This window comes from Actinacidiphila alni, assembly GCF_900112845.1.
Classification (GTDB): domain Bacteria; phylum Actinomycetota; class Actinomycetes; order Streptomycetales; family Streptomycetaceae; genus Actinacidiphila; species Actinacidiphila alni.
In genome coordinates this window covers 43,189-64,643 of the sequence record NZ_FONG01000014.1, presented here as the reverse complement: position 1 = coordinate 64,643, position 21,455 = coordinate 43,189, and the positions used below count along the sequence as shown (strand labels likewise).

The following is a 21,455-nucleotide window of genomic DNA, read 5'->3' as shown; positions in this document are numbered from 1 at the left end:
CTCGCCGTTCGGACGACTATCTCAACTGTCACGCTCGTCGGTTACAGTCTTGAACAACGCGTATGACCACCGCATGCCGGGGGTCCCAGCGCGGGACAAACGCGCCACCGCGGACGGCAGTGCTCGCCACCGCGTCCGGGCGCCATACCGCTCATCCAGAGGGGCAGAGGGAACGGCCCGTTGAAGCCCCGGCAACCCTCCCGCCGACCGCGAGGTCACACGGTGGGGAAGGTGCCAATTCCGTCTTGTGGCGACATCCGTCACAAGGAAGATGAGGAGAAAGGGCCTCGCCATCATGGCTGTGCAGACCGTCGCCGCCACCCCCGACCAGACCGACGTCCCCGCCTTCGGACCGGCCGCCGCGCTGTCCTGCCGGGAGTGCGGCACCCGCTTCCCGCTGAGCCCGGTCTTCGCCTGTCAGGAGTGTTTCGGGCCGCTCGAAGTCGCCTACGACCTGCCGCTGGGCGACCCGGAGGGGCTGCGCAAGAAGATCGAGGCGGGCCCCACCAGCATCTGGCGGTACGCGCCGCTGCTGCCGGTCCCGGCCGACGTCACCGACAAGCCCAATCTGCACCCGGGCTGGACCAAGCTCGTCAAGGCCGACAACCTCGCCCGTGAGCTGGGCATCACCGGCGGCCTGCACGTCAAGGACGACTCCGGCAACCCGACGCACTCCTTCAAGGACCGGGTCGTGGCCATCGCCCTGGAGGCCGCCCGCACCTTCGGCCTCACCACACTGTCCTGCTCCTCCACCGGCAATCTCGCGGGCGCGGTGGGCGCCGCGGCCGCCCGCGCGGGCTTCCGTTCCTGCGTCTTCATCCCGCACGACCTGGAGCAGGGCAAGGTCGTGATGGCCGCGGTCTACGGCGGCGAACTGGTCGGCATCGAGGGCTCGTACGACGACGTGAACCGTTTCTGCTCCGAGCTGATCGGCGACCCGGTCGGCGAGGGCTGGGGTTTCGTCAACGTCAATCTGCGGCCGTACTACGGCGAGGGCTCCAAGACCCTGGCGTACGAGATCTGCGAGCAGCTCGGCTGGCGGATCCCGGACAACCTGGTGATCCCGATCGCCTCGGGCTCCCAGCTCACCAAGATCGACAAGGGCCTCCAGGAGCTGATCAAGCTCGGCCTGGTCGAGGACAAGCCGTACAAGATCTACGGGGCGCAGGCCGAGGGCTGCTCGCCGGTCTCGGCGGCGTACAAGGCCGGGCACGACGTCGTACGGCCGGTGAAGCCGGACACCATCGCCAAGTCGCTGGCGATCGGCAATCCGGCGGACGGCCCGTACGTGCTGGACATCACGCGGCGCACCGGGGGCGCGGTCGAGGACGTGGACGACGAGCAGATCGTGGACGCGATCAAGCTGCTCGCCCGCACCGAGGGGATCTTCGCGGAGACCGCGGGCGGGGTGACCGTGGGCGTACTGAAGAAGCTGATCGAGACCGGGCAGCTCGACCCGGCCGCCGAGACCGTCGTGCTCAACACCGGCGACGGCCTCAAGACCCTGGACGCGGTGGCGCCGACCACCGGTCCGACCGCCATCATCCGCCCGACCCTTGACGCGTTCCGAGAGGCTGGCCTCGCATGAGTGCTTCCGTACGTATCCCCACCATCCTGCGCACCTACACCGGCGGCCAGGCCGAGGTGCCCGCCGAGGGCGGCACCCTGGCCGAGGTCATCGAGTCGCTGGAGAACAATCACGCGGGCATTTCCGCGCGTGTTCTCGACGACACCGGAAAACTCCGTCGTTTCGTGAACGTCTATGTCAACGACGACGATGTGCGCTTTTCCGACGGTCTCGCCACCGCGGTGCCGGACGGCGCGAGTGTTTCGATCATTCCGGCGGTCGCCGGCGGCTGATCCATTCCGTCCGACCCGACCTGCGCATCCGTGCCCCGTCCACCCATTTCGGGTGGGCGGGGCACGGCGCATTCCGTGACGGGAACGGCGGCGGGCGGCCCGTGTCCGGGGCGGTAGTTGAAGCGTTGTACGGTTGCCACGGGCAAGTTGCCGCCCGCGACGGTCGGTGCGGCGGTTTATCGCCAAATTCACGTTCGGATTGTCGCCGATGCGGCCTATGTCCGGTCCGGGATGCCCCGCCATAATGCCTTTTTCCGGGCTATTTCCGATGGATCGGTCCCCGAATTCTCGTCCGATTGACCTGTTGCAGAGGGCATCCGTGCAGATACATTCAGCCGCGGTCGACGCGTTCCGGCGCACACCGCCAGGGGTCCCCTGTCCCACGTAAGGGGCCTTCCCGGAGGTGAGGTCTGACCCGGACCCGCGGAGTGCGGGGCCGCGATAGGGCCAGTAATAGGGGAGTTAGGAATGGCTCAGGGCACCGTCAAGTGGTTCAACGCGGAGAAGGGCTACGGCTTCATCGCGGTCGACGGTGGTGCGGATGTCTTCGTCCACTACAGCGCGATTCAGATGGACGGTTACCGCACCCTCGAAGAAGGCCAGCGGGTCGAGTTCGAGATCTCGCAGGGTCAGAAGGGGCCGCAGGCGGACATGGTCCGGCTGGCCACCGCCTGACGGCGCGGGCGCGCTCGGCGACCGAAGCGACGCACTCACGCACCTAGGGTCCGTACCTCCGAGGGGGACGGGCCCTTCGTGCGTCCGGAAGCCTCGGGTACGCGCGGGCGCGCGCGAACCAAATCCCCCCGTACCGGCCCCGGAGTTGTCCACAGGCGCTTGCACTCGATGGGGTCGAGTGCTAATCATTGGCGTTAGCACTCTCCGCGTGAGAGTGCTGAAGGACCGGGTCGGTGAGGCCCGCCGGGACACCGGGAAGGAACCGGTGGACACGGCAGGCCGTCCGTCGCGGGCGCCACACGGTCCGAGCCGTCGCCCCTCGCTTCCGGCGGGGAAACCCAGTCCGCGGAGGACACTTCACATGGCAAAGATCATCGCGTTCGACGAGGAGGCACGGCGCGGTCTCGAGCGCGGGATGAACCAGCTCGCCGACGCCGTCAAGGTCACCCTCGGCCCCAAGGGCCGCAACGTCGTCCTTGAGAAGAAGTGGGGCGCCCCCACGATCACCAACGATGGTGTCTCCATCGCCAAGGAGATCGAGCTGGAGGACCCGTACGAGAAGATCGGCGCCGAGCTGGTCAAGGAAGTCGCCAAGAAGACCGACGACGTCGCCGGTGACGGCACCACCACCGCGACCGTGCTGGCCCAGGCCCTGGTCCGCGAGGGCCTGCGCAATGTCGCGGCCGGCGCCAACCCGATGGCCCTCAAGCGCGGCATCGAGAAGGCCGTCGAGGCCGTCTCCGCCGCCCTGCTGGAGCAGGCCAAGGACGTGGAGACCAAGGAGCAGATCGCTTCCACCGCCTCCATCTCCGCCGCCGACACCCAGATCGGCGAGCTGATCGCCGAGGCCATGGACAAGGTCGGCAAGGAAGGCGTCATCACCGTCGAGGAGTCGCAGACCTTCGGGCTCGAGCTCGAGCTCACCGAGGGCATGCGCTTCGACAAGGGCTTCATCTCCGCCTACTTCGCCACCGACCTGGAGCGGATGGAGGCGTCGCTCGACGACCCGTACATCCTGATCGTCAACTCCAAGATCTCCGCGGTGAAGGACCTGCTCCCGCTGCTGGAGAAGGTCATGCAGTCCGGCAAGCCGCTGCTGATCATCGCCGAGGACGTCGAGGGCGAGGCCCTGTCGACCCTGGTGGTCAACAAGATCCGCGGCACCTTCAAGTCCGTCGCCGTCAAGGCCCCGGGCTTCGGCGACCGCCGCAAGGCCATGCTCGGCGACATCGCCATCCTCACCGGTGGCACGGTCATCTCCGAGGAGGTCGGCCTCAAGCTGGAGAACGCGGGCCTGGACCTGCTCGGCCGCGCCCGTACCGTGGTCATCACCAAGGACGAGACGACCATCGTCGACGGCGCCGGTGACAGCGAGCAGGTCGCCGGCCGGGTCAACCAGATCCGCGCCGAGATCGAGAACAGCGACTCCGACTACGACCGCGAGAAGCTCCAGGAGCGCCTGGCGAAGCTGGCCGGCGGCGTGGCCGTCATCAAGGCCGGTGCCGCCACCGAGGTCGAGCTCAAGGAGCGCAAGCACCGCATCGAGGACGCGGTGCGCAACGCCAAGGCCGCCGTGGAAGAGGGCATCGTCGCCGGCGGTGGCGTGGCCCTGCTCCAGGCGTCCGCGGTCTTCGAGAAGCTGGAGCTGGACGGCGACGAGGCGACCGGCGCCAACGCCGTGAAGCTCGCGCTGGAGGCCCCGCTCAAGCAGATCGCCGTCAACGGCGGCCTCGAGGGCGGCGTCATCGTGGAGAAGGTGCGCAACCTGCCCGTCGGCCACGGCCTGAACGCCGCGTCCGGCGAGTACGTCGACATGATCGCCGAGGGCATCATCGACCCGGCGAAGGTCACGCGCTCCGCGCTGCAGAACGCGGCCTCCATCGCCGCGCTCTTCCTCACCACCGAAGCGGTCATCGCCGACAAGCCGGAGAAGGCCGCCCCGGCCGGTGCTCCGGGCGGCATGCCCGGCGGTGACATGGACTTCTGATCCGGCCCCGGCCCGCGAGGGCCGGACAGGGTCAGCGAGACCACGAAGACGGCATCCCCGGTCCTGCCGGGGGTGCCGTCTTTTTGTTCGGTACGCTCCGGGCAAACCCCGACAATACGGTGCCAAAACGGGGCATTGTTTAATTACCGTCAGATGCCGGTAGGAGAACAGGAATCCGTGGTACCGGCCGTCACACAGGCTGCTAGGCTCGCATCGCTTGGCAAGTGTCATGCGCAAGTGTTCCGCAATTTTGTTCGGATTTGAAAGAGATTCCGCAAATGGCGGCCCCTCGCCCGAAGAGAGCCTCATGACGTCCTACTTACATGATCCAGCACTTTGGGGCCTGATCGCAGGTACTCCTGTCGCCGCGACCGCGATAGCGATGGGCAGGAAAACGAATGCGAAGCTACGAGCGGCGCTGGCCGAGCAGTCGGCACGCCGCGCCTCCCTGGAAGCCGGCCGCGAGCAGATCGTGGACGAGGCCATGCGGCGGGCCGAGGAGGGCACCAAGAGCGTGCTGAAGGCCGCGATGCGGACCCTCCAGGGCCTCGCGGGCGAGCAGCAGGTGGCGATCGCCAAGCTCCAGCGGGAGAACGGCGAGCACGCGGCCCTCAAGGGCCTGCTGGACGTCGACCACGGCAACGCTCAGTTCACCCGGCGCGCGCAGTCCATCGCGGTCCTGTGCGACGGCTGGCTCGGCCGCCGCAAGAACGCCGCCTCCGTCTACGACGTGGTGCGCAGCGCGAAAGGCCGTATCCGGCACTTCACCCGCGTGGAAATCCGCTCGCAGAGCAATTTCGCGGTCGTCAGCCGGGCCGTCGAACCGGTGGCCCTCGCGCTTTCCGAACTCCTCGACAACGCCACCAGCTATTCCGCGCCGGAAACGTCGATCGAGATCAATATCCAGCCCGTGCCGAAAGGCGTCTGCATCGTCGTCGACGACGCCGGTGTCGGCATGAGCGACGAGGAGAAAACCCTGGCGGGCGATCTCCTCACCGGCCGGGTCACCCCCGGTGTTTCCGGCCTCGGAAATCCGCCGCAATTCGGCTTCGCGGTGATCGGCGTCCTCGCCACCCGTTACGGATTCAGCGTCTCGGTGGATTCCACTTCCCCGTACGGCGGCGTCCGCGCCGTCCTGCTGCTCCCCGACGAACTCCTCACCACCACCATCGAGCCCGAGGAGACCCCCGCCGTGGGAGACGAGTCCGAGCCGGTGGCGGCGGAGACCGAACCCGAGCCGCCGGTGCAGGCGACCACCTTCGGCGGACTGCCCAAGCGGCGCCGCTTCCGGCACCCGATCTCGATAGTGCCCACGGCCGAGGACCGCGCCGAGGAGAGAGCGGCGCCGGCCCCCGAGCCGGTCCGCGACAGCGTCGAGGCCGCCTCCCGGATGGGCGCCTTCCAGCGCGGCACCCTGTCCGGCCGCCGCTCGGTGAACGGCGTCGGCGGCAACGGGACCAGGGGCGGCAACGGCATCAGCGGCATCAACGGCGTCGACTCCGTCAACGCGAGCAGCGAAGGGCAGGACGCCCAGTGACCGGGAAAGACCTCTCGTGGATGCTCGACAGCGCGCTCGAGGTGCCCGAGGCCCGGCACGCGATCCTGGTGTCGGCCGACGGCCTGCTGATGGCCCGCTCCAAGGACGTCGGCCGGGACCACGCCGACACCGTCGCCGCCGCGATGAGCGGCATGCAGTCGCTCAGTCGCACCGTCGGTGAATTCGTCGGCGGCGGACAGGCCCCGCAGTCCTGGCGGCAGACCCTGGTGGAGTTCGACCACGGCTGGGTCTTCCTGATCGCGGCCGGCGAGGGCGCCTATCTGGCCGTCTCCGCGTCGCCCGACGCCGACCTCGCGGAGATCACCTTCCGCATGCAGCAGCTGGTCGGCCAGCTCGGCAAGGTACTGACCACCCCTCCTCGCGAGAATGCTGACATCAATTGACGGACGAACCGGAGCTTGAGTTAGAAGCCACGGAGCTGGTGCGGCCGTATGTGATCACCAACGGCCGTGAGCTTCCGGGCGACAACACGTTCACGATGATCACACTGGTCGCCGTATCCGACGAAGCGCCCCGGGCGAGAGTTCTCGATCCGGAGAAGCTCCGGGTGATGGAACTGTGTGCAGGCGGCTTTCTCGCCGTCGCGGAGATCGCCGCGCACACCGGACTGCCGATGGGTGTCGTCAAGATCCTTCTGTCGGATCTGGTGGAGGACGGATATCTGCTCGCACGGGCCCCCGTTCCCCGCGCGCAGTTGGTCGAGCGGGAACTGCTGGAGGAGGTGCTGCATGGGCTCCGGGCTCGCTTCGGATAGGGACAGCGCGGCCAGGGACAGCGCGTCCCGGCCGGAGCGGAACGCGGCGAACGGCGATGTGTACCTGCGCAGTTCGGTCAGGACCGTCGCCAAGATCCTCATCGTCGGGCACTTCGCCGTGGGCAAGACCACGTTCATCGGCACCATGTCGGAGATCCCGCCGCTGCGCACCGAGGAAGTGATGACGCAGGCCAGTGCGAACATCGACGACCTCAAGGGCGCGCCCAACAAGACCACCACCACGGTGGCGATGGACTTCGGGCGGCTGACGCTCAGCGACGAGCTGGTGCTGTACATGTTCGGCACACCGGGCCAGCAGCGCTTCGTCCGGCTGTGGGAGGACCTCTCGCGCGGCGCGCTGGGCGCGCTGGTGCTGGTCGACCCGCAGCGGCTGCGCGAGTCCTTCCCGGTGATGGACCTGGTGGAGCGGCACGGTCTGCCGTACGCGATCGCCGTGAACCGCTTCGACGGGGCGCCGCCGCACTCGCTGGACGAGGTGCGCGAGGCGCTGGACCTGCTGCCGGAGACACCGGTCGTCTCGTGCGACGCCCGCGACGAGCAGTCCTCGGCCGGCTCGCTGATCGCGCTGGTGGAGTATCTGATGTCGCGGCTCAACTGAGCCGCGATGCACGGCAGTTGACGGGGTGCAGGTAGGTTTCGCAGGACGCAGACCGTACGCGCGCGGCGCGCAGGCAGGACGCCGGCGGCGCCGCCGCGTACGCAGTACCCAGGCACAGGCAGTAGCGGTATTTCAACGAGGAGCACAGGCAATGCAGACCCCTCCGGACTTCCAGCCCCCGCCGCCCGGTTGTCCCGCGCACGACAGCGGACAGAGCGTGCCGCTGTACGGGCCGGAGTTCGCCGCCGCTCCAGAGACCTACTACTCCTACATGCGGCAGTTCGGCCCCAGCGCGCCCGTCGAGCTGGCCCCCGGCGTGGAGGCCGAACTCGTCACGGACTACACCGAGGCGCTTCGGGTGCTCCAGAACCCGAAGACCTTCGCCCGCGACTCGCGGCGCTGGAACGCGCTCAACGAGGGCCGGATACCCGCCGACAGCCCCGTCGTCGGGATGATGGCCTACCGGCCTAACCTGCTGTTCTCCGACGGCGCCGAGCACATGCGGCTGCGGCAGGCGGCCACCGACAGCCTGGCCAAGGTCGACTCGCACCGGCTCGGCCGCCATGTGGACCAGGTCGCGTCGTACCTGATCGACCAGTTCGGCGCCAAGGGCCGGGCCGACCTGGTGGCCGACTACGCCCAGCAGGTGCCGCTGCTGGTCTTCAACGACCTGTTCGGCTGCACCGAGGACATCGGCAACCGGCTGGTGTTCGGCATCTCCGGCATCTTCGACGGCATCGACGTGGAGAAGTCGCAGGAGGTGCTGATCGGGGCGCTCGCCGAACTGGTCGAGCTCAAGCGCACCCACCCCGGCGACGACATCACCTCCTGGATGATGCAGCACCCCTCGGCGCTGAGCACCGAGGAGATGATCCACCAGGTCTTCCCGATGATCGCGGCCGGCACCGAGCCGGTGCAGAACATGATCTCCAGCGCGCTGCGGCTGCTGCTGTCCGACGACAAGTACGCCGACAGCCAGGGCATGGCGGGCCTGCTGGTCGAGGACGCGCTCAACGACGTGCTGTGGAACTACCCGCCGATGGCCAACTACGGCGTGCACTACCCGGTGCACGACGTGGACCTCGCCGGGATCACGCTGAAGGCCGGCGACCCGGTGGTGATCAGCTACGCGGCGGCCAACACCGACCCGGCGCTGGTGGGCAACGGCCGCACGATGAGCAAGCGCGCGCACCTCGGCTGGGGCGCCGGGCCGCACGTCTGCCCGGCGAAGGATCCGGCCACTCTCATCTCGCTGCGCGCGATCGAGAAGCTGCTCAACACGCTGCCGGACATCGACCTCGCGGTGCCGGTGGAGAGCCTGACCTGGCGGCCCGGCCCCTTCCACCGCGCGCTGACCTCGCTGCCCGCCCGCTTCACCCCGGCCCGGCAGGCGCCCAGGCCCGCCGCACAGGCCGCCGCGGCACCGGCCGAGGCGCAGGCCCAGGCGCAGGCCAAGCCCAAGGCGGCGAGCCGCTGGAGCTCGTTCCTCAACTGGTTGAAGGCATAAACAATCATGGCCGAAACGCATCGGCCGACAGTGTGACGCTCGCCACAATTACGAGCTGTGTCCGGCTGGATACGCAATTAATAGGTGGGGTATGCACGACAGATCAATCCGGCCTGACCTTTTGAGGACCAAGGAGTTTCGCCGCCGTGGTCACACCGTATTCGGTCGCCCCCACCGACCGCCGAAGGGTCGTATCACTTTTTTCCCGACTGCGTAAGCCCGGCGGGCAGGAAAGCCCGCTTCCCATATATGCGGAACTCCAGGCGATGGGGGACGTCGTCCCCGCGCCCTGGGGCGGCCACCTGGTCACTTCGTTCGGTCTGAGCGACCAGGTGCTGCGGAACAGGGCATGGCGGGTGACGGACAACGAGTGGGCTGCCAGGCAGGGGCAGGGCACCCGCTGGAGTGCGGCTTCTTCGCGGGAAATCGGCCAGACACTGGTCCGGCTGAACCCCCCGCACCACACCTTGATGCGACGCTCGGTCGGAAATATGTTCGACCGGAGTGCGCTCGCGGATATCAAGAAATCGGTGGAAAGGACGACGGACCGGCTCGTCGCCCGGCTGGCCGAGCGGCTGCGCGACGGAGTGGCCGATTTCGTACCGCTGGTGAGCGAGGAACTCCCCGTCATCACCATTGGTGAGTGGATGGGATTACCGGCCGCGGACTTTCCGTTGCTGCGTGCACTCACCCATGATCAGGTATTCACCCAGGAGCTGCTGCCGTCGCCCAGCCAGCTCATGATCTCCGACAACGCGACCCGCACGCTGCACGAGTATTTCTCCGCGCTCGTACGGGACCGGCGGCGCTCGCCGGGCGACGACCCGGTCTCGCAGTGGCTGCGGATCTGGGACGAGCTGGAGCCGGACCGGGACCGGGCCGACGAGGCGGTCTACTACCTGGCGCTGCTGGTCGTGCTGGCCGCGCTGGAGACCACTTCCACGCTGCTGTCCACCATGGCGTGGCTGATCGCCGGCCACCCGCGCCAGATGGGCTGGCTGCGCGCCCACCCCCAGGACATCCCCGGCGCGGTCGAGGAAGTGCTGCGCTACGACCCGCCGATACACGTCGTGACCCGGGTCGCGGGCGACGACATGCGGCTGGCGGACATCGACGTGCGCAAGGACGAGACCGTCCACCTGATGCTCGCCGCCGCCAACCACGATCCGGCGCAGTACGCCGATCCGCACATCTTCGACATCCGCCGCAAGGTCTCGCACCTCAGCTTCGGCGGCGGCATCCACTACTGCGTCGGCGCCCCGCTGGCCCGGATGGAGGCCGCGGCGCTGCTCACCTCGCTGCTGCGGCGGCTGCCGGGGCTGCGGCTGCACCGGCCGCCCGAGTGGGCGCCCAGGGTCGCCTTCCGGCGGCTGACCACCCTCCAGGTCGCCGACACCGCGCACGAACGGGTCCCGCACCAGGCGGGCCCCAGGGACTGACCGGATACGCCCACCGGACGGCCACAGCCCGGAAGACCCAGCCCGGAAAACACGGCCCGGAAGGCACCGCCCGGACGCCACGGCCCGGAAGAGACAGACCGGACGATGATGAACTACTTCAAGGTTCTGCGCGTCAGCCAGGACGGCGCCCTGCTGCGGGTGCGGCTCAACAGCCCCGAGACCGGCAACGCCGTCACCGGCCCCGTGCTCGACGAACTGCTGGCCGTCCTGCGGTCGGTGCAGGACCACCCCGGCATCCGGGTGCTCGAACTCTCCGGTGCCGGGGAGCACTTCTGCCTCGGCGGCGACCGCAGGGAATTCGCCGAGTCGCTGGCCGCCGACCCCACCGGCGCCGGCCTGCGCGCCGTCGGCAACAAGGCGCGCCAGGTCTGCGAGGCGCTCGCCACGCTGCCGGCCGTGACCGTCGCCCGGCTGCACGGCGACGTGATCGGCGCCGGCGTGGCCCTCGCGATGTTCTGCGACCTGCGGGTCGGCGCCGACACCTGCCGCTTCCGGCTGCCGGAGCTGGCGCTCGGCCTGCCGCCGGCCTGGGGCGGCATCCTGCCGCGGCTGCTCGGCGAGGTGGGCGCCGCCCGGATCCGCGAACTCGTGCTGACCGGCGACAGTTTCGACGCGGCCCGCGCCGTCGAGCTGTCCGTGCTCCACAAGGCCGTGCCCGAGGCCGAGCTGGACGCCGCCGTCGACCGCTGGGCGCGCCCGATGCTGCGCCGGTCGCCCGCCGCCCTGCGGGCCGCCAAGACGATGCTCAACGCGTACGCCAACACCCAACGCCTCGCCGACGCCACGCTGTTCGACGCCGAGTGGCTGACGACGGTGCTCGCGGCCTCGGAGGCGGCGCGGCGGACGACGTAGCGCCGCCCGCCGCACCCCCCGAGGGAAACGCGCTACGAGGTCTTCTGGGCCTTCTGGCCGCGCGCCGCTTCCAGCGCCTGGCGCAGATGCCCGCCGGACTCCGCGAGCAGCCGGGCCGCCGTCGGCGCGTCCACGGTCGCGAGCAGCGTCAGGATGGCGTGCTTGACCTCGCCGTCGGTGGCGGTGAGCGCGTCCTCGATCGCCGCGTCACCGGCCCCGGTGGCCAGCGCCACGATCCGCCGCGAGCGCGCCCGCAGCTTCTCGTTGGACGCCCGCACGTCGACCATCAGATTCCCGTACGTCTTGCCGAGCCGGATCATGGTGATCGTCGACAGCATGTTGAGCACGAGCTTCTGCGCGGTGCCGGACTTCAACCGGGTGGAACCGGCGACCAGTTCGGGCCCGACGACGACCTCGATGCCGTGGTCGGCCGCCGCGGCCAGCGGCGAGTCCGCGTTGCAGGACAGGCCCACCGTGAGCGCCCCGGCGGCCCGCGCGTGCTCGACCGCGCCGACCGCGTACGGGGTGCGCCCGGAGGCGGAGATGCCGACGACGCTGTCGGCGGCGGTCAGGCCCAGTTCGTCCAGGTCGGCGGCGGCCAGTTCCTTGCTGTCCTCCGCTCCCTCGATGGAGGTGATCATCGCGGACGGGCCGCCCGCGATCAGTCCGACCACCTCGCGTCCCGGCGTGGTGTTGAACGTCGGCGGGCACTCGCTCGCGTCGAGCACCCCGAGCCGGCCCGCCGTGCCGGCGCCCGCGTAGATCAGCCGGCCGCCGCGCGCCATCCGGGCGGCGATGCCGTCGATGGCGGCGGCGATCACGGGCAACTGCCCGGCGACGGCGGCCGGAACGGTGGCGTCCTCACCGTTCATGGTCCGCGCGATCTCCAGGGTGGGCATCCGGTCGATCTCGGCGAGCTCGGGCCGGAACGCCTCGGTGGTGAGGGTCTCCAGCTCGCGGCGCAGCTCGGTGTAGTGCGACATATGCGGCTCGTTCATCCTTCGTCTGCGGCTGTCGTGGGGGAGTGCGGTCACGCTCGGCGCGCGTCGTCAGGCGCGTCCGGAGCGCGGGCTGTGCCGGTGCGCCAGCGCCTCGTACGAGGCGGACAGCGCCGGGGCCGCGTCCTCGTAGGTGCGCTGTGCCACACCGATGAACAGGCAGTCCACGACCAGGAGTTGACTGGTCCGGCTGGACATCGCGGCCGGCCGCAGTTCGCTCTCGCGCGAGGTCGAGGTGGTCAGCACCAGGTCCGCGTACTGCGTGACGGCGCCGTCCGGACGGCCGGTGATGGCGATGGTGGTCGCCCCCCGGTCGAAGGCGGCCCGCAACGGCTCGATGACGTCGTGCGTGGTGCCGGAGTGCGTGATGGCCAGCGCCACGTCGCCCGGCCGCAGCTGTACGGCGTTGGTGACGGCCAGGTGCGGATCGGCGTGCGCGTGCGCGATCAGCCCGATCCGCAGCAGCTTCTGCGCCAGGTCCTGGCCGACCAGCGCGGACGCGGCGATCCCGTAGATGTCGGTGCGCCGGGCGGCGGCCAGCGCGGCCACCGCGGCCTCCAGCTGCGCCATGTCGAGCTGGGCGGCGGTGTCGGCGAGGGTCTGCTGCTCCTCCATGGCCAGCTTGGTGACCACGTCACCGAGCGGGTCGTCGACGGCGATGTCGGCGGTCATGGCGGGCGGTGCGCCGGTGGCCTGCTGGGCGGCGAGCGCGGCCAGCGCCAGCCGCAGGTCGCGGTAGCCGGGGTAGCCCAGCAGCCGGGCGGTGCGGACGACGGTCGCCTCGCTGGTGCCGGTGCGCACCGCGAGTGCCGTGACGGTCAGATGGGCGCAGCCGGCCGGATCGCCCGCGACGGCTTCGGCGACCCGCTGCATCGAGCGGGTCATCGAAGGCGCGAGGGTGCGGACCTTGGCGGCGAGGGCCCCCGGGTCGGGGGGCGTGACGGGGAGCACGGGCGCGCCGGACACGCCGCGGAGGGCGCGGACGCTCGGGGAGAAAGTTTCCTTCACGCTGTAGGTCACCTTCTGAAAGGTATTTTCAGCGACGGCCGTACGTCAAGACCACCGGAGCCCGTCCGCCGTGCGCCGCGGTCACGCGGGACGGCCCGCGCCACGGCCTTGCGGCACTTGCGACAATGGACGGATGGAGGACGCACACACCCCGGGCGGGGCGGGCGGCGAGGCGGTGCTGCACGGCGCCCGCGCCCTGATCCTGGCCGACCTCGCGGCCCGCGACGTGGCCGACGCCGAGGTCGTCTCGCTGGTCGAGGACGCGGTCAGCGGCCGCCGCTGGTGGCTGGAGCAGTGGCCGGACGGCGCCGCGTACATCGCGGGCCTGCTCGCCCAGGACGTCCAGGACGCCCTGATGGAGCGCTACGGCCGCTGGCCGCTGTGCCCGGACTGCGAGGACCCGCACGCCCTGGCCGTCGAACCCGAACTCGGCCCCGACCCGCACTGGGTCTGCGAGGCGCGCGGCGCCGTCGTCGCCCCGGTCGGCGCGCTGGCCCCCGTATGACCGGCTCCCGTACGAGCGGCCGCGGCGTAAGCAGCCCCCGTACGACCGGCTCCCGTACGAGCGGCCCCGGCGTAAGCGGCCCCCGTGCAACCGGTCCCCGCACGAGCAGTGCCGGGAGCCGCGGATGACGCTCTACATCGACCCGCCGACCTGGCCCGGCCACGGCCGTCTCTGGTCGCATCTGGTCAGCGACGTCTCCTACGCCGAACTGCACGCTTTCGCCGCCGCGCTCGGCGCCCCGCCCCGCGCCTTCGAGCGCGACCATTACGACATCCCCGCCGAGCGCTACGCCGACGCGGTCGCCCTCGGCGCGGTCGAGACCGGCAGCAAGGACATCGTCCGCCGCCTCACGCAGGCGGGCCTGCGGCGCCGCAAATACGTCAGGCCGTGAGCAGTTCCAGCTCCGTCGTCAGATTGCGGCGGGCCGTGCGCTCCCACTGCTCCTTGCCGTACGGGGTGCGGAACAGGGCGGGCAGGTCGAGGAGTTGGCGCAGTACGGCGGCGCGTCCGGTGCGGAAGGCGTCGTCGGGGACGAAGCCGTACTCGGCGCGGACGGCGGCGGCGTAGGCCGCGTAGGCGGCGGGGTCACCGGCCAGCACGGCCAGGTCGGCGTCGCACAGCACCTCGCCGTCGTGGTCGTCGCCGGCCGGGTCGTGGGTGACGGTGAGGCGGACCAGCCGGGCGACCTCGGCGGTGCGGCCGGCGCCGACACCGGCCTCGGGCAGGGCGCGTTCCGCCAGGTGGGCGCTGCGTTCCTCGTTCTCCGAGCGGTCCGGGCGGTAGACGGCGTCGTGGAACCACGCGGCCAGCGCCACGGTGTCCGGATCGGCGGCGTACGCGGTCAGCTCGGTGGCCCGGTCCAGGACCGCCTGGAGGTGGTCCAGCGTGTGGTACTTGCGCTGCGACTCGCCCCAGCGGCCGAGCAGGTCCCGGCCGTACGGCTCCGGGTCGGGCGCGGGCGCGCCGTCCGCGCCGGGTTCCTGGCAGCGGCGCAGCAGGTCGCACCATTCGGCGAGCAGGGCGTCGTAACGGGGGTGTGCGGCGGCGGGCGAGAAGGACATGCGGGCAATTGTGCGCTACACGTCTCGCGCGGGAGTGACGCATGTGGCACCCTTGCTCATATGTCTAGACCAATATTCGAGGTGATCGCCCTCGGCGCGGACGATGCCGTAGCGGCCCGGGACGGCGGCGCGGACCGCCTCGAACTGGTCACCGACATGGCCGCGGACGGACTCACCCCCTCCCGCGCCACGTTCGGGGCGATCAGGGCCGCCGTCGACATCCCGCTGCGCGTCATGCTGCGGCTGTCCGACGGCTTCGCCGCGGGCGACGCGCGCGACCTGGACGCGCTGTGCGCCGCCGCGCAGTCACTGCGCTCGGAGGGCGCCGACGAATTCGTCCTCGGCTTCCTCGACGAGCGCGGCGAGGCCGACCTGGACGCCGTGCACGCCCTCGTCGACGTCATCGACGGCTGCCGCTGGACCTTCCACCGCGCCATCGACCGGGCCGCCGACCGTGACGCGCTCCGGCTCCGGCTCGCCGGACTGCCGGGCCTCGACACCTACCTCACCGCGGGCGCCGCGGCCGGCGTGCCCGCCGGGCTCGACGTGCTGTGCGCCGAGGCCGGCCGCTCCGGCGAGCCCGGCTACGAGCCGCGGCTGCTGGTCGGCGGCGGCCTGCTGCTGGAGCACGTGCCGGTGCTGCGGGCCGCCGGGCTCGACGCCTTCCACGTCGGCGGCGCCGTCCGCCCCGCGGGCTGGGACTCGCCGGTCGACGTCCGGGCCGTCGCGCGCTGGCGCGCCGCGCTGGACACGCCGGTCGCCGTCTCCTGAGTCTCCCGAGGCCGCCGCGCGTGGCCCCGGGGGCTGTTTTCGGACAGCTCCCGGGGCAACCGTGGCAGCATGGGCGGCATGGACCTGGAGGAGCTGCGGCTGCTGCGGCGGGCCCGCGACCGGATGGACCGCGAGTACGCCCAGCCGCTCGACGTCCCCGCCCTGGCCCGCACCGCCCTGATGTCGGCCGGCCACTTCAGCCGCCAGTTCCGCGCGGCCTACGGCGAGACCCCGTACTCCTACCTGATGACCCGCCGCATCGAACGCGCCACCGCGCTGCTGCGGCGCGGCGACATCAGCGTCACCGACGCCTGCTTCGCCGTCGGCTGTACGAGCCTGGGGTCCTTCTCCGCCCGCTTCACCCAGATCGTCGGAGAGACGCCCAGCGCGTACAAGGCCCGCGACCACAGCGACGTTCAGGTCGTCCCCGGCTGCCACATGATGGTGATCACCCGCCCGCGCAAGACCGGCGGGGCGGGCCAGCCCAAGGCCGGACGCCCGGCGCGTACGGATTCCGCGGCGGACGGCCCGGCCGCGGCCGGACCTGGTCCGGGCAGTCCCGGAGCGGGCGGTCCCGGATCGAGCAGTTCTGAAGAAGCCGCCGCGCCCGTACGCACCTAGCATCGCCGGTATGACCGTTTCCATCAGTGCCGTGCACGTCTTCGTCGACGACCCCGACGCCGCCCTCGTCTTCTACCGCGACACGCTCGGGCTGACCGTGCGCCACGAGGTCGAGCAGGACGGATTCCGCTGGATCACGCTGGCCACCGCGAGCCAGCCGGAGATCCAGATCGTGCTGTCCCAGCCGCACGCGGGCCGCTCCCAGGAGGACGGCGACGCGATCGCCGCACTGCTCGCCAAGGGCGAGTTGCGCCCGATGCACTTCAGCAGCGACGACCTCGACGCGACCTTCGAGGCGGTCGCGGGCGCGCCCGGCGCCGAGGTGCTGGAGGAGCCGCAGAGCCGCCCGTGGGGCGCCCGCGACGCCGCCGTACGCGACCCCGCGGGCAATCTTTTCCGGCTGGAACAGAGTTGACGCGCGTCACGGCGTGCTGAGCGCGGCCGGCAGCGGCGCGGTGTGCAGCACCGCGAGCCCGGAGACGGCTCGCGTCAGGCAGACGTACAGCCGGCGCAGCCCCGTACGCGGGTCGGGCTCGCCGTCGACCACGGCGGCGGGCTCGTCGAGCACCACGTAGTCGTACTCCAGGCCCTTGGCGAGCGAGGCGGGCACCAGCGTCAGGCGCGCCTCCGCCGACGTCTCCTCGCCGGGGGACACGTAACGGTGCCCGGCCGCGTCAAGTGCCGCGCCCAGTACGGGAATTCGCGCGTCGGCGGCGATCAGGCCGACCGAGCCCTCCTGCTCCAGCGCGGTGTCGCACGCCGCGAGGACCGCCGCGTCGAGCGCGCCCTCGCCGACCTCGCGCACCGACATCGTGCCCGCCGCCTCACGGACCGAGGTGGCGGGCGCGAGGCCCGGCGCGATCTGCGGCAGCAGCCGCGTCGCGTACGCGATCACCTCGCGCGGTACGCGGAAGCCCGCCGTCAACTCCTCGACGGTGGCCTCCGGTTTGCCCAGGTGCGCCAGCGCCTCGGCCCACGAGGCCGTCGCCCAGGGCGTGGTGCCCTGCGCGAGGTCGCCCAGCACCGTCGCGGAACCGGTCGAGCAGCGCCGCCCCACGGCGCGGTACTGCATCGGTGACAGATCCTGCGCCTCGTCCAGCACCACATGGCCGAGCGAGGGCGTGCGCTGCACCAGGTCGTACGCCTCGTCGATCAACACCGCGTCCGCGGCGGACCACTTGGCCGAGGCGAGCCCCCGCGCCGGCTTCGCCCACAGGATCGTCTTCTGCTCGTCGGCGTCCAGCAGGCCGTCCGCCGACGCCGCCAGGAAGTCGGGGTCCGACAGCAGCCGCAGCACCGTCCTGGCCGGATCGACCGCGGGCCAGCAGGACTTGACCGCCGCCTTCACCGCGCTGTTGCGGGCCACCGCGTCCTGCACCCGGTCGTCGGGCGCCTCGCCCGCCCGCTCCATCTGCACCAGCACCGCGTGCGCGATCCGCTGCGGCAGCGCGTCGTGCGCGGCCCCGTACCGGATGTCGCGCTCGGCCAACTCACCGACGATCTCCTCCAGTTCGTACACCGGTACGCGCCAGCGGCGCGAGCCGCGCACCACCATCACCGGCTCCGTCGGCATCCGGATGCCGGACCGGACCGCGCGCCGCAGCACCTCCGCCATCCGCGCGTCGCCCTTGACGGTGGCCGCCGCGGCCGAGTCGGTGCCGCGCACCTCGACATGCGCCACCAGGTCGTCCACGGTCGCCTGCTTGACCTGCAACTCGCCCAGCGCGGGCAGCACTTGCTCGATGTACTGGAGGAAGGAGCGGTTCGGCCCGATCACCAGGGTGCCGGTGCGCGCCAGCCGCTCGCGGTGCGCGTACAGCAGATACGCCACCCGGTGCAGGCCCACCGCGGTCTTCCCCGTGCCGGGTGCGCCCTGCACACAGACGCTGCCGGTGATGTCGGCGCGCACGATCTCGTCCTGCTCCGGCTGGATCGTCGCGACGATGTCGCGCATCGGGCCGACGCGCGGCCGCTCGATCTCGCTCTGCAGCAGCTTGCTCGACGTGCCGGGCTCCTGCGTCCCTTCCGGCGGGTCGGTCAGATACTCGTCCTCGTACGCGGTCAGGTCGCCGCCGGTGTAGCCGAAGCGTCGGCGCAGCCGGACGTCCAGCGGGGCGGTGCGCGAGGCCCGGTAGAACGGCTGCGAGACCGGCGCGCGCCAGTCGATCACCATCGGGTCGCCCTCGGCGTCGTGCACATGCCTGCGCCCGATATAGAACTGCTCGCCGCCCGCCCCCTCCGCGACCTCGCCGCCCGGCGCGTGCAGATAGTCCAGGCGGCCGAAGAAGAGCGGGGTGTCGGCGAGGTCGGACAGCGCCTTGATCCGGTCGTCGATCTCGGCGGCGAGGATCTTGGCGTTGACCCAGTTGCCGGTCACATCGGTGATGTCGAGGGACTCGACGTCGTGGCGCATCGCGCGCAGGGCGGTCCTGGACGAGGCGAGGTGGGCCCGCTCCCGGCCGAGCGGGTCGTCCGCGCCGATCGCGTCGACCGCGTCGTTCGGTTCGTTCGGTTCGCCTGGATTCTCGCCTGGATTGCTGCGGGCGCTGTCCTGGATCGGGACGTGCGAGGGCACGGCTTTGCCTCCGGCTGATACGAGTGCTGCTGCGGTTGCGTACGCGAGGTGGCCGTCCGGGACAGCGGTCCGGCGCGGCGGGCGGACGTGGTGTCGGGGACGACGGGCCGCCCGGTTTCCGTCCGGCCGGCGGCACTCCCGTGGGGAGGCGGCAAGACGGGCGATCATACGCGTCCGCGCGCGGGGCCGCGAATGAATTTCACCCGGGGGTCCGCCGGTGTTCGCCCGTGCCCACCGGTGTCCCGTCCTCCCGGCGGGGGACGGGTGTCGGGGGTGACCCTGAGGCCCGGGTCAGGGTCCGGGGTCAGCCCACAGGGGGATACGGAGGGTGAGAATTACATCCTCAGCCCGACGTAGGCCGAATGCCTGATTTCGTACCGTGGATTCATGACCACCACCACCGTTTCCCCAGGTCCCACCGTCCACGGCGGCACCGCGCTCGGTGCCCGCCCCGATCACCCCCGCCACCTGCTGGGGAGCACACTGCGTGCGGTCCGTGTCTTCGCCGTCACGGCCGTCGAAGTGGTGCTGCTCGGCAGCGAGGGCAAGCGGCACTGACCCGGCGGGTCCGGGCCGCCGTTGCCCGGTGAGCGGCTGACCTGCCGCTACTGTCGCGGCGATGACCGCTCCCGCGCTCGGCCAGGCGCCTCCCGCCGGCCGTACCGCCGGCCCCTCGCGGACGCGCCCGCCCCGTCGCGTCCCCGACCGGCTGCTGCCCGTACTCGCCGGGCTCGCGCTCGGCGTCTCCCTGGCCGCCTTCGGGCTCTGGTGGGCCCGGCACAGCGTGCCGATGGCCGATCTCCAGGTCTACCGGGCGGAGGGCGCCGCCGTCCTGGGCGGCCGTGACCTCTACGCCTTCCGCGTCACGCCCTGGCGGCTGCCCGCCACGTATCCGCCCTTCGCGGCGCTGCTCTTCACCCCCGTCGCACGGCTGCCGCTGCCCGCCGCCCGCGCGGCGTGCGTCGCCGCGGATCTGGTGCTGCTGGCCGCCCTCGTCCATCTGTCGCTGCGGCTCGCGGGCGTACGCGTCCGGCGGCAGCTGTCCCTGGTGCTGCTCGGCACGGCGGCGGCGCTCTGGCTGGAGCCGGTCTTCCAGACGGTGATCTTCGGGCAGATCAATCTCGCCGTCGCGGTCCTCGTGCTGGCCGACCTCACCCGGCCCGCCGGCGCCCGGGGCAAGGGGCTCATGCTCGGCCTCGCCGCCGGCGTCAAGATCACGCCCGCGCTCCTCGCCGTCCACCTCGCCCTCACCGGGCAGCGCCGCGAGGCGGCCCGCGCTGCCGCCGGATTCGCCGCGAGCGCCGCCCTCGGGCTCGCGCTGCTGCCCCGCGCCTCGCTGGACTTCTGGACCGCGCGGCTCTACGAGACCGGCCGCGTCGGCAAGGTCTGGATCGTGGACAACCAGTCGCTCCAGGGCCCGCTCGCCCGGGTCCTGCACACCCCGGACCCGGGCCCGCTGTGGGCGGCCGCCGCGCTGCTCACCGCGGCGGCGGGCCTGGCCGTCGCCGCCCGCGCCCACCGCCACGGCCGCCCCGCCCTCGGGCTGCTGTGCGCGGCCGTCACCGCGCTGCTGGTCTCACCCGTGAGCTGGACCCACCACTGGGTGTGGTGCGTGCCGCTGCTCGCCCTGGCGGCGGCGCGGATCGGCGACCCGGCCGTACGGGCTCCTGTCCGCGGGCGGTGGACCCGTATCGCCGTCCTCGCCGGCGGCGCGGCCGTCTTCTACGGCCGCAGCATGTGGCAGGTGCCGCACGCGGGCGACCTCGACCTTCACCTGCCGTGGTGGCAGCAGCCGCTCGCCGCCCCGTACCCGCTGCTCGGCCTCGCCCTCCTCGCGGGCACCGCTCTGAGTACGCGGCCGCGCCGAACTGAGTACGTCGCCGGATCCGCGCCCGCCGCCCGGCCCGTTGAATGGACGCCATGAGCCACAGCAGCCCGTACGGTCCGCCGCAGCCGCACGAATGGCAGCACCGCCCGGCCGGGCACGCGGCACCCGGCCCCGGCCCCGGCCTCGGTGCCGGTTACGGGCCCGGTTTCGGCCCCGCCCCCGCCCCGGCCTTCCGCCCGGTCGTGGTCCGGCCGCCGGACCACGACCGGTACGCCTATGTCGCGCCGCTGATCGCCACCGTCCTCGGCGGCCCGCTGATCGCCTTCTGCGGCATGATCGTGATGATCTCGCCGATGGCCACCGACTCCTGCACCACCCACGGCTGCCACGACCTCTACACGATGCTGCTGGTCGCGCCCGCCGTCCTCTTCCTCGCGGTGCTCGCTCTCGGCCTGTCCTGGCTGCTGCCGTGGCGGCTGCGCCACCGCACCACCCGCGTCGTGGCCGCGACCGCCGCCCCCCTCCTGGCCGCCGCCACGCTCCTGATCTACGTGAACCTGCCCGCGGCGAGCTGAGCCCCGTCGGGCAGGGTGGGGGTATGCCCGCATACCTCCCGATGCCCTTCCACCTGGAGACCGAGCGGCTCACCCTCCGCCCCTGGGCCGAGTCCGACGCCCCCGACTTCCGCGACCTGCTCGCCGCCCGCGGCAAGGGCGAACCACCGGTCGAGCGGATCCGCGCCTCCATCGCCGAATTCCTCGCCGCCACCGAGCCGACCGCCGGCGAAGTGGCCTGGCTCACCCGCCCCCTGCCCTG

The 21,455-nt window shown here is 71.6% G+C and carries 23 protein-coding genes, 1 pseudogene and 1 riboswitch; of the genes and pseudogenes, 20 read left to right on the top strand and 4 right to left on the bottom strand.

Going from position 1 to position 21,455, the window contains the following annotated elements:
- Window positions 1-148 precede the first annotated feature (148 nt).
- Window positions 149-278: riboswitch (SAM riboswitch) on the top strand.
- Window positions 279-295: 17 nt separating this feature from the next.
- From thrC to BM076_RS22595, 11 genes are all read left to right on the top strand, one after another.
- Entirely contained in the window at window positions 296-1,588 is a 1,293-nt protein-coding gene (gene thrC, locus BM076_RS22645) for a threonine synthase (RefSeq protein WP_093715502.1), read from the top strand.
- Window positions 1,585-1,860 (top strand): MoaD/ThiS family protein, encoded by a 276-nt coding sequence (locus tag BM076_RS22640; protein WP_093715501.1) that lies wholly within the window; start codon window positions 1,585-1,587, stop codon window positions 1,858-1,860. The genes thrC and BM076_RS22640 overlap by 4 nt, the downstream gene beginning before the upstream one ends.
- Before the next feature lie 468 nt (window positions 1,861-2,328).
- A complete protein-coding gene (locus BM076_RS22635; protein WP_093715500.1) occupies window positions 2,329-2,535 on the top strand; it encodes a cold-shock protein in 207 nt (68 codons plus the stop codon).
- Between the two features lie 361 nt (window positions 2,536-2,896).
- Window positions 2,897-4,522: a chaperonin GroEL gene (gene groL, locus BM076_RS22630; RefSeq protein WP_093715499.1), complete on the top strand. Its 1,626-nt coding sequence runs from the start codon at window positions 2,897-2,899 to the stop codon at window positions 4,520-4,522.
- A 307-nt stretch (window positions 4,523-4,829) separates the two neighbouring features.
- Window positions 4,830-6,059 carry an ATP-binding protein gene (locus tag BM076_RS22625; RefSeq protein ID WP_107416978.1) on the top strand — a complete coding sequence of 410 codons (1,230 nt, stop codon included), beginning with the start codon at window positions 4,830-4,832 and terminating at the stop codon, window positions 6,057-6,059.
- A 20-nt stretch (window positions 6,060-6,079) separates the two neighbouring features.
- Window positions 6,080-6,463 carry a roadblock/LC7 domain-containing protein gene (locus BM076_RS22620; protein ID WP_093715623.1) on the top strand — a complete coding sequence of 128 codons (384 nt, stop codon included), beginning with the start codon at window positions 6,080-6,082 and terminating at the stop codon, window positions 6,461-6,463.
- Entirely contained in the window at window positions 6,460-6,834 is a 375-nt protein-coding gene (locus tag BM076_RS22615; RefSeq protein WP_093715498.1) for a DUF742 domain-containing protein, read from the top strand. The genes BM076_RS22620 and BM076_RS22615 overlap by 4 nt, the downstream gene beginning before the upstream one ends.
- A complete protein-coding gene (locus BM076_RS22610) occupies window positions 6,809-7,453 on the top strand; it encodes a GTP-binding protein (RefSeq protein ID WP_093715497.1) in 645 nt (214 codons plus the stop codon). Before BM076_RS22615 ends, BM076_RS22610 begins: the two co-directional genes overlap by 26 nt.
- 151 nt (window positions 7,454-7,604) lie before the next feature.
- On the top strand, window positions 7,605-8,960 hold the full coding sequence (locus BM076_RS22605) for a cytochrome P450 (RefSeq protein WP_093715496.1): 1,356 nt from the start codon (window positions 7,605-7,607) through the stop codon (window positions 8,958-8,960).
- 530 nt (window positions 8,961-9,490) lie between these two features.
- Window positions 9,491-10,399: a cytochrome P450 gene (locus BM076_RS22600; RefSeq protein WP_322936127.1), complete on the top strand. Its 909-nt coding sequence runs from the start codon at window positions 9,491-9,493 to the stop codon at window positions 10,397-10,399.
- A gap of 105 nt (window positions 10,400-10,504) precedes the next feature.
- Window positions 10,505-11,272, top strand: coding sequence for an enoyl-CoA hydratase/isomerase family protein (locus tag BM076_RS22595; protein WP_093715494.1), 768 nt, complete (start codon window positions 10,505-10,507; stop codon window positions 11,270-11,272).
- Window positions 11,273-11,304: 32 nt separating this feature from the next.
- Here BM076_RS22595 and murQ read toward each other — a convergent pair whose 3' ends face one another.
- Complete coding sequence (gene murQ, locus BM076_RS22590; RefSeq protein ID WP_093715493.1) at window positions 11,305-12,255, bottom strand: N-acetylmuramic acid 6-phosphate etherase; 951 nt, start codon at window positions 12,253-12,255, stop codon at window positions 11,305-11,307.
- A gap of 66 nt (window positions 12,256-12,321) precedes the next feature.
- Window positions 12,322-13,290, bottom strand: a complete 969-nt coding sequence (locus tag BM076_RS22585) for a MurR/RpiR family transcriptional regulator (protein WP_407640693.1) — start codon at window positions 13,288-13,290, stop codon at window positions 12,322-12,324.
- A gap of 121 nt (window positions 13,291-13,411) precedes the next feature.
- Between BM076_RS22585 and BM076_RS22580 the strand changes: the two genes are divergently transcribed.
- Both BM076_RS22580 and BM076_RS22575 read left to right on the top strand, forming a co-directional pair.
- The gene (locus BM076_RS22580) at window positions 13,412-13,783 is read left to right on the top strand and encodes a hypothetical protein (RefSeq protein ID WP_093715491.1); all 372 of its coding nucleotides are present in this window, start codon (window positions 13,412-13,414) and stop codon (window positions 13,781-13,783) included.
- Between the two features lie 124 nt (window positions 13,784-13,907).
- The gene (locus BM076_RS22575; RefSeq protein ID WP_093715490.1) at window positions 13,908-14,174 is read left to right on the top strand and encodes a DUF4031 domain-containing protein; all 267 of its coding nucleotides are present in this window, start codon (window positions 13,908-13,910) and stop codon (window positions 14,172-14,174) included.
- Here BM076_RS22575 and BM076_RS22570 read toward each other — a convergent pair.
- A complete protein-coding gene (locus BM076_RS22570) occupies window positions 14,164-14,844 on the bottom strand; it encodes an HD domain-containing protein (RefSeq protein WP_093715489.1) in 681 nt (226 codons plus the stop codon). The two genes, BM076_RS22575 and BM076_RS22570, sit on opposite strands and share 11 nt — an antisense overlap.
- 60 nt (window positions 14,845-14,904) lie before the next feature.
- Between BM076_RS22570 and BM076_RS22565 the strand changes: the two genes are divergently transcribed.
- From BM076_RS22565 to BM076_RS22555, 3 genes are all read left to right on the top strand, one after another.
- Window positions 14,905-15,615, top strand: coding sequence for a copper homeostasis protein CutC (locus BM076_RS22565; protein WP_093715488.1), 711 nt, complete (start codon window positions 14,905-14,907; stop codon window positions 15,613-15,615).
- A gap of 78 nt (window positions 15,616-15,693) precedes the next feature.
- The gene (locus BM076_RS22560; protein WP_177246572.1) at window positions 15,694-16,236 is read left to right on the top strand and encodes a helix-turn-helix transcriptional regulator; all 543 of its coding nucleotides are present in this window, start codon (window positions 15,694-15,696) and stop codon (window positions 16,234-16,236) included.
- A gap of 10 nt (window positions 16,237-16,246) precedes the next feature.
- Complete coding sequence (locus tag BM076_RS22555) at window positions 16,247-16,651, top strand: VOC family protein (protein ID WP_093715486.1); 405 nt, start codon at window positions 16,247-16,249, stop codon at window positions 16,649-16,651.
- Window positions 16,652-16,657: 6 nt separating this feature from the next.
- Here BM076_RS22555 and BM076_RS22550 read toward each other — a convergent pair whose 3' ends face one another.
- Window positions 16,658-18,718 (bottom strand): HelD family protein, encoded by a 2,061-nt coding sequence (locus tag BM076_RS22550; RefSeq protein WP_245796248.1) that lies wholly within the window; start codon window positions 18,716-18,718, stop codon window positions 16,658-16,660.
- Window positions 18,719-19,198: 480 nt separating this feature from the next.
- Between BM076_RS22550 and BM076_RS36750 the strand changes: the two genes are divergently transcribed.
- From BM076_RS36750 to BM076_RS22535, 4 genes and pseudogenes are all read left to right on the top strand, one after another.
- A complete protein-coding gene (locus BM076_RS36750; RefSeq protein WP_177246562.1) occupies window positions 19,199-19,369 on the top strand; it encodes a hypothetical protein in 171 nt (56 codons plus the stop codon).
- Between the two features lie 61 nt (window positions 19,370-19,430).
- Window positions 19,431-20,735: a glycosyltransferase 87 family protein gene (locus BM076_RS22545; protein ID WP_093715485.1), complete on the top strand. Its 1,305-nt coding sequence runs from the start codon at window positions 19,431-19,433 to the stop codon at window positions 20,733-20,735.
- The gene (locus tag BM076_RS22540) at window positions 20,732-21,214 is read left to right on the top strand and encodes a hypothetical protein (RefSeq protein ID WP_143120613.1); all 483 of its coding nucleotides are present in this window, start codon (window positions 20,732-20,734) and stop codon (window positions 21,212-21,214) included. Before BM076_RS22545 ends, BM076_RS22540 begins: the two co-directional genes overlap by 4 nt.
- 23 nt (window positions 21,215-21,237) lie before the next feature.
- Window positions 21,238-21,417, top strand: a pseudogene (locus tag BM076_RS22535) (GNAT family N-acetyltransferase); the annotation flags it as partial.
- Between the last annotated feature and the right edge of the window lie 38 nt (window positions 21,418-21,455).

Coding starts and splice junctions, on each gene's coding strand:
- thrC (WP_093715502.1), top strand. CDS start 296: ATGGCTGTGCAGACCGTCGCCGCCACCCCCGACCAGACCGACGTCCCC.
- BM076_RS22640 (WP_093715501.1), top strand. CDS start 1,585: ATGAGTGCTTCCGTACGTATCCCCACCATCCTGCGCACCTACACCGGC.
- BM076_RS22635 (WP_093715500.1), top strand. CDS start 2,329: ATGGCTCAGGGCACCGTCAAGTGGTTCAACGCGGAGAAGGGCTACGGC.
- groL (WP_093715499.1), top strand. CDS start 2,897: ATGGCAAAGATCATCGCGTTCGACGAGGAGGCACGGCGCGGTCTCGAG.
- BM076_RS22625 (WP_107416978.1), top strand. CDS start 4,830: ATGACGTCCTACTTACATGATCCAGCACTTTGGGGCCTGATCGCAGGT.
- BM076_RS22620 (WP_093715623.1), top strand. CDS start 6,080: ATGCTCGACAGCGCGCTCGAGGTGCCCGAGGCCCGGCACGCGATCCTG.
- BM076_RS22610 (WP_093715497.1), top strand. CDS start 6,809: ATGGGCTCCGGGCTCGCTTCGGATAGGGACAGCGCGGCCAGGGACAGC.
- BM076_RS22605 (WP_093715496.1), top strand. CDS start 7,605: ATGCAGACCCCTCCGGACTTCCAGCCCCCGCCGCCCGGTTGTCCCGCG.
- BM076_RS22595 (WP_093715494.1), top strand. CDS start 10,505: ATGATGAACTACTTCAAGGTTCTGCGCGTCAGCCAGGACGGCGCCCTG.
- murQ (WP_093715493.1), bottom strand. CDS start 12,255: ATGTCGCACTACACCGAGCTGCGCCGCGAGCTGGAGACCCTCACCACC.
- BM076_RS22580 (WP_093715491.1), top strand. CDS start 13,412: ATGGAGGACGCACACACCCCGGGCGGGGCGGGCGGCGAGGCGGTGCTG.
- BM076_RS22575 (WP_093715490.1), top strand. CDS start 13,908: ATGACGCTCTACATCGACCCGCCGACCTGGCCCGGCCACGGCCGTCTC.
- BM076_RS22570 (WP_093715489.1), bottom strand. CDS start 14,844: ATGTCCTTCTCGCCCGCCGCCGCACACCCCCGTTACGACGCCCTGCTC.
- BM076_RS22565 (WP_093715488.1), top strand. CDS start 14,905: ATGTCTAGACCAATATTCGAGGTGATCGCCCTCGGCGCGGACGATGCC.
- BM076_RS22560 (WP_177246572.1), top strand. CDS start 15,694: ATGGACCTGGAGGAGCTGCGGCTGCTGCGGCGGGCCCGCGACCGGATG.
- BM076_RS22555 (WP_093715486.1), top strand. CDS start 16,247: ATGACCGTTTCCATCAGTGCCGTGCACGTCTTCGTCGACGACCCCGAC.
- BM076_RS36750 (WP_177246562.1), top strand. CDS start 19,199: ATGACCACCACCACCGTTTCCCCAGGTCCCACCGTCCACGGCGGCACC.
- BM076_RS22545 (WP_093715485.1), top strand. CDS start 19,431: ATGACCGCTCCCGCGCTCGGCCAGGCGCCTCCCGCCGGCCGTACCGCC.
- BM076_RS22540 (WP_143120613.1), top strand. CDS start 20,732: ATGAGCCACAGCAGCCCGTACGGTCCGCCGCAGCCGCACGAATGGCAG.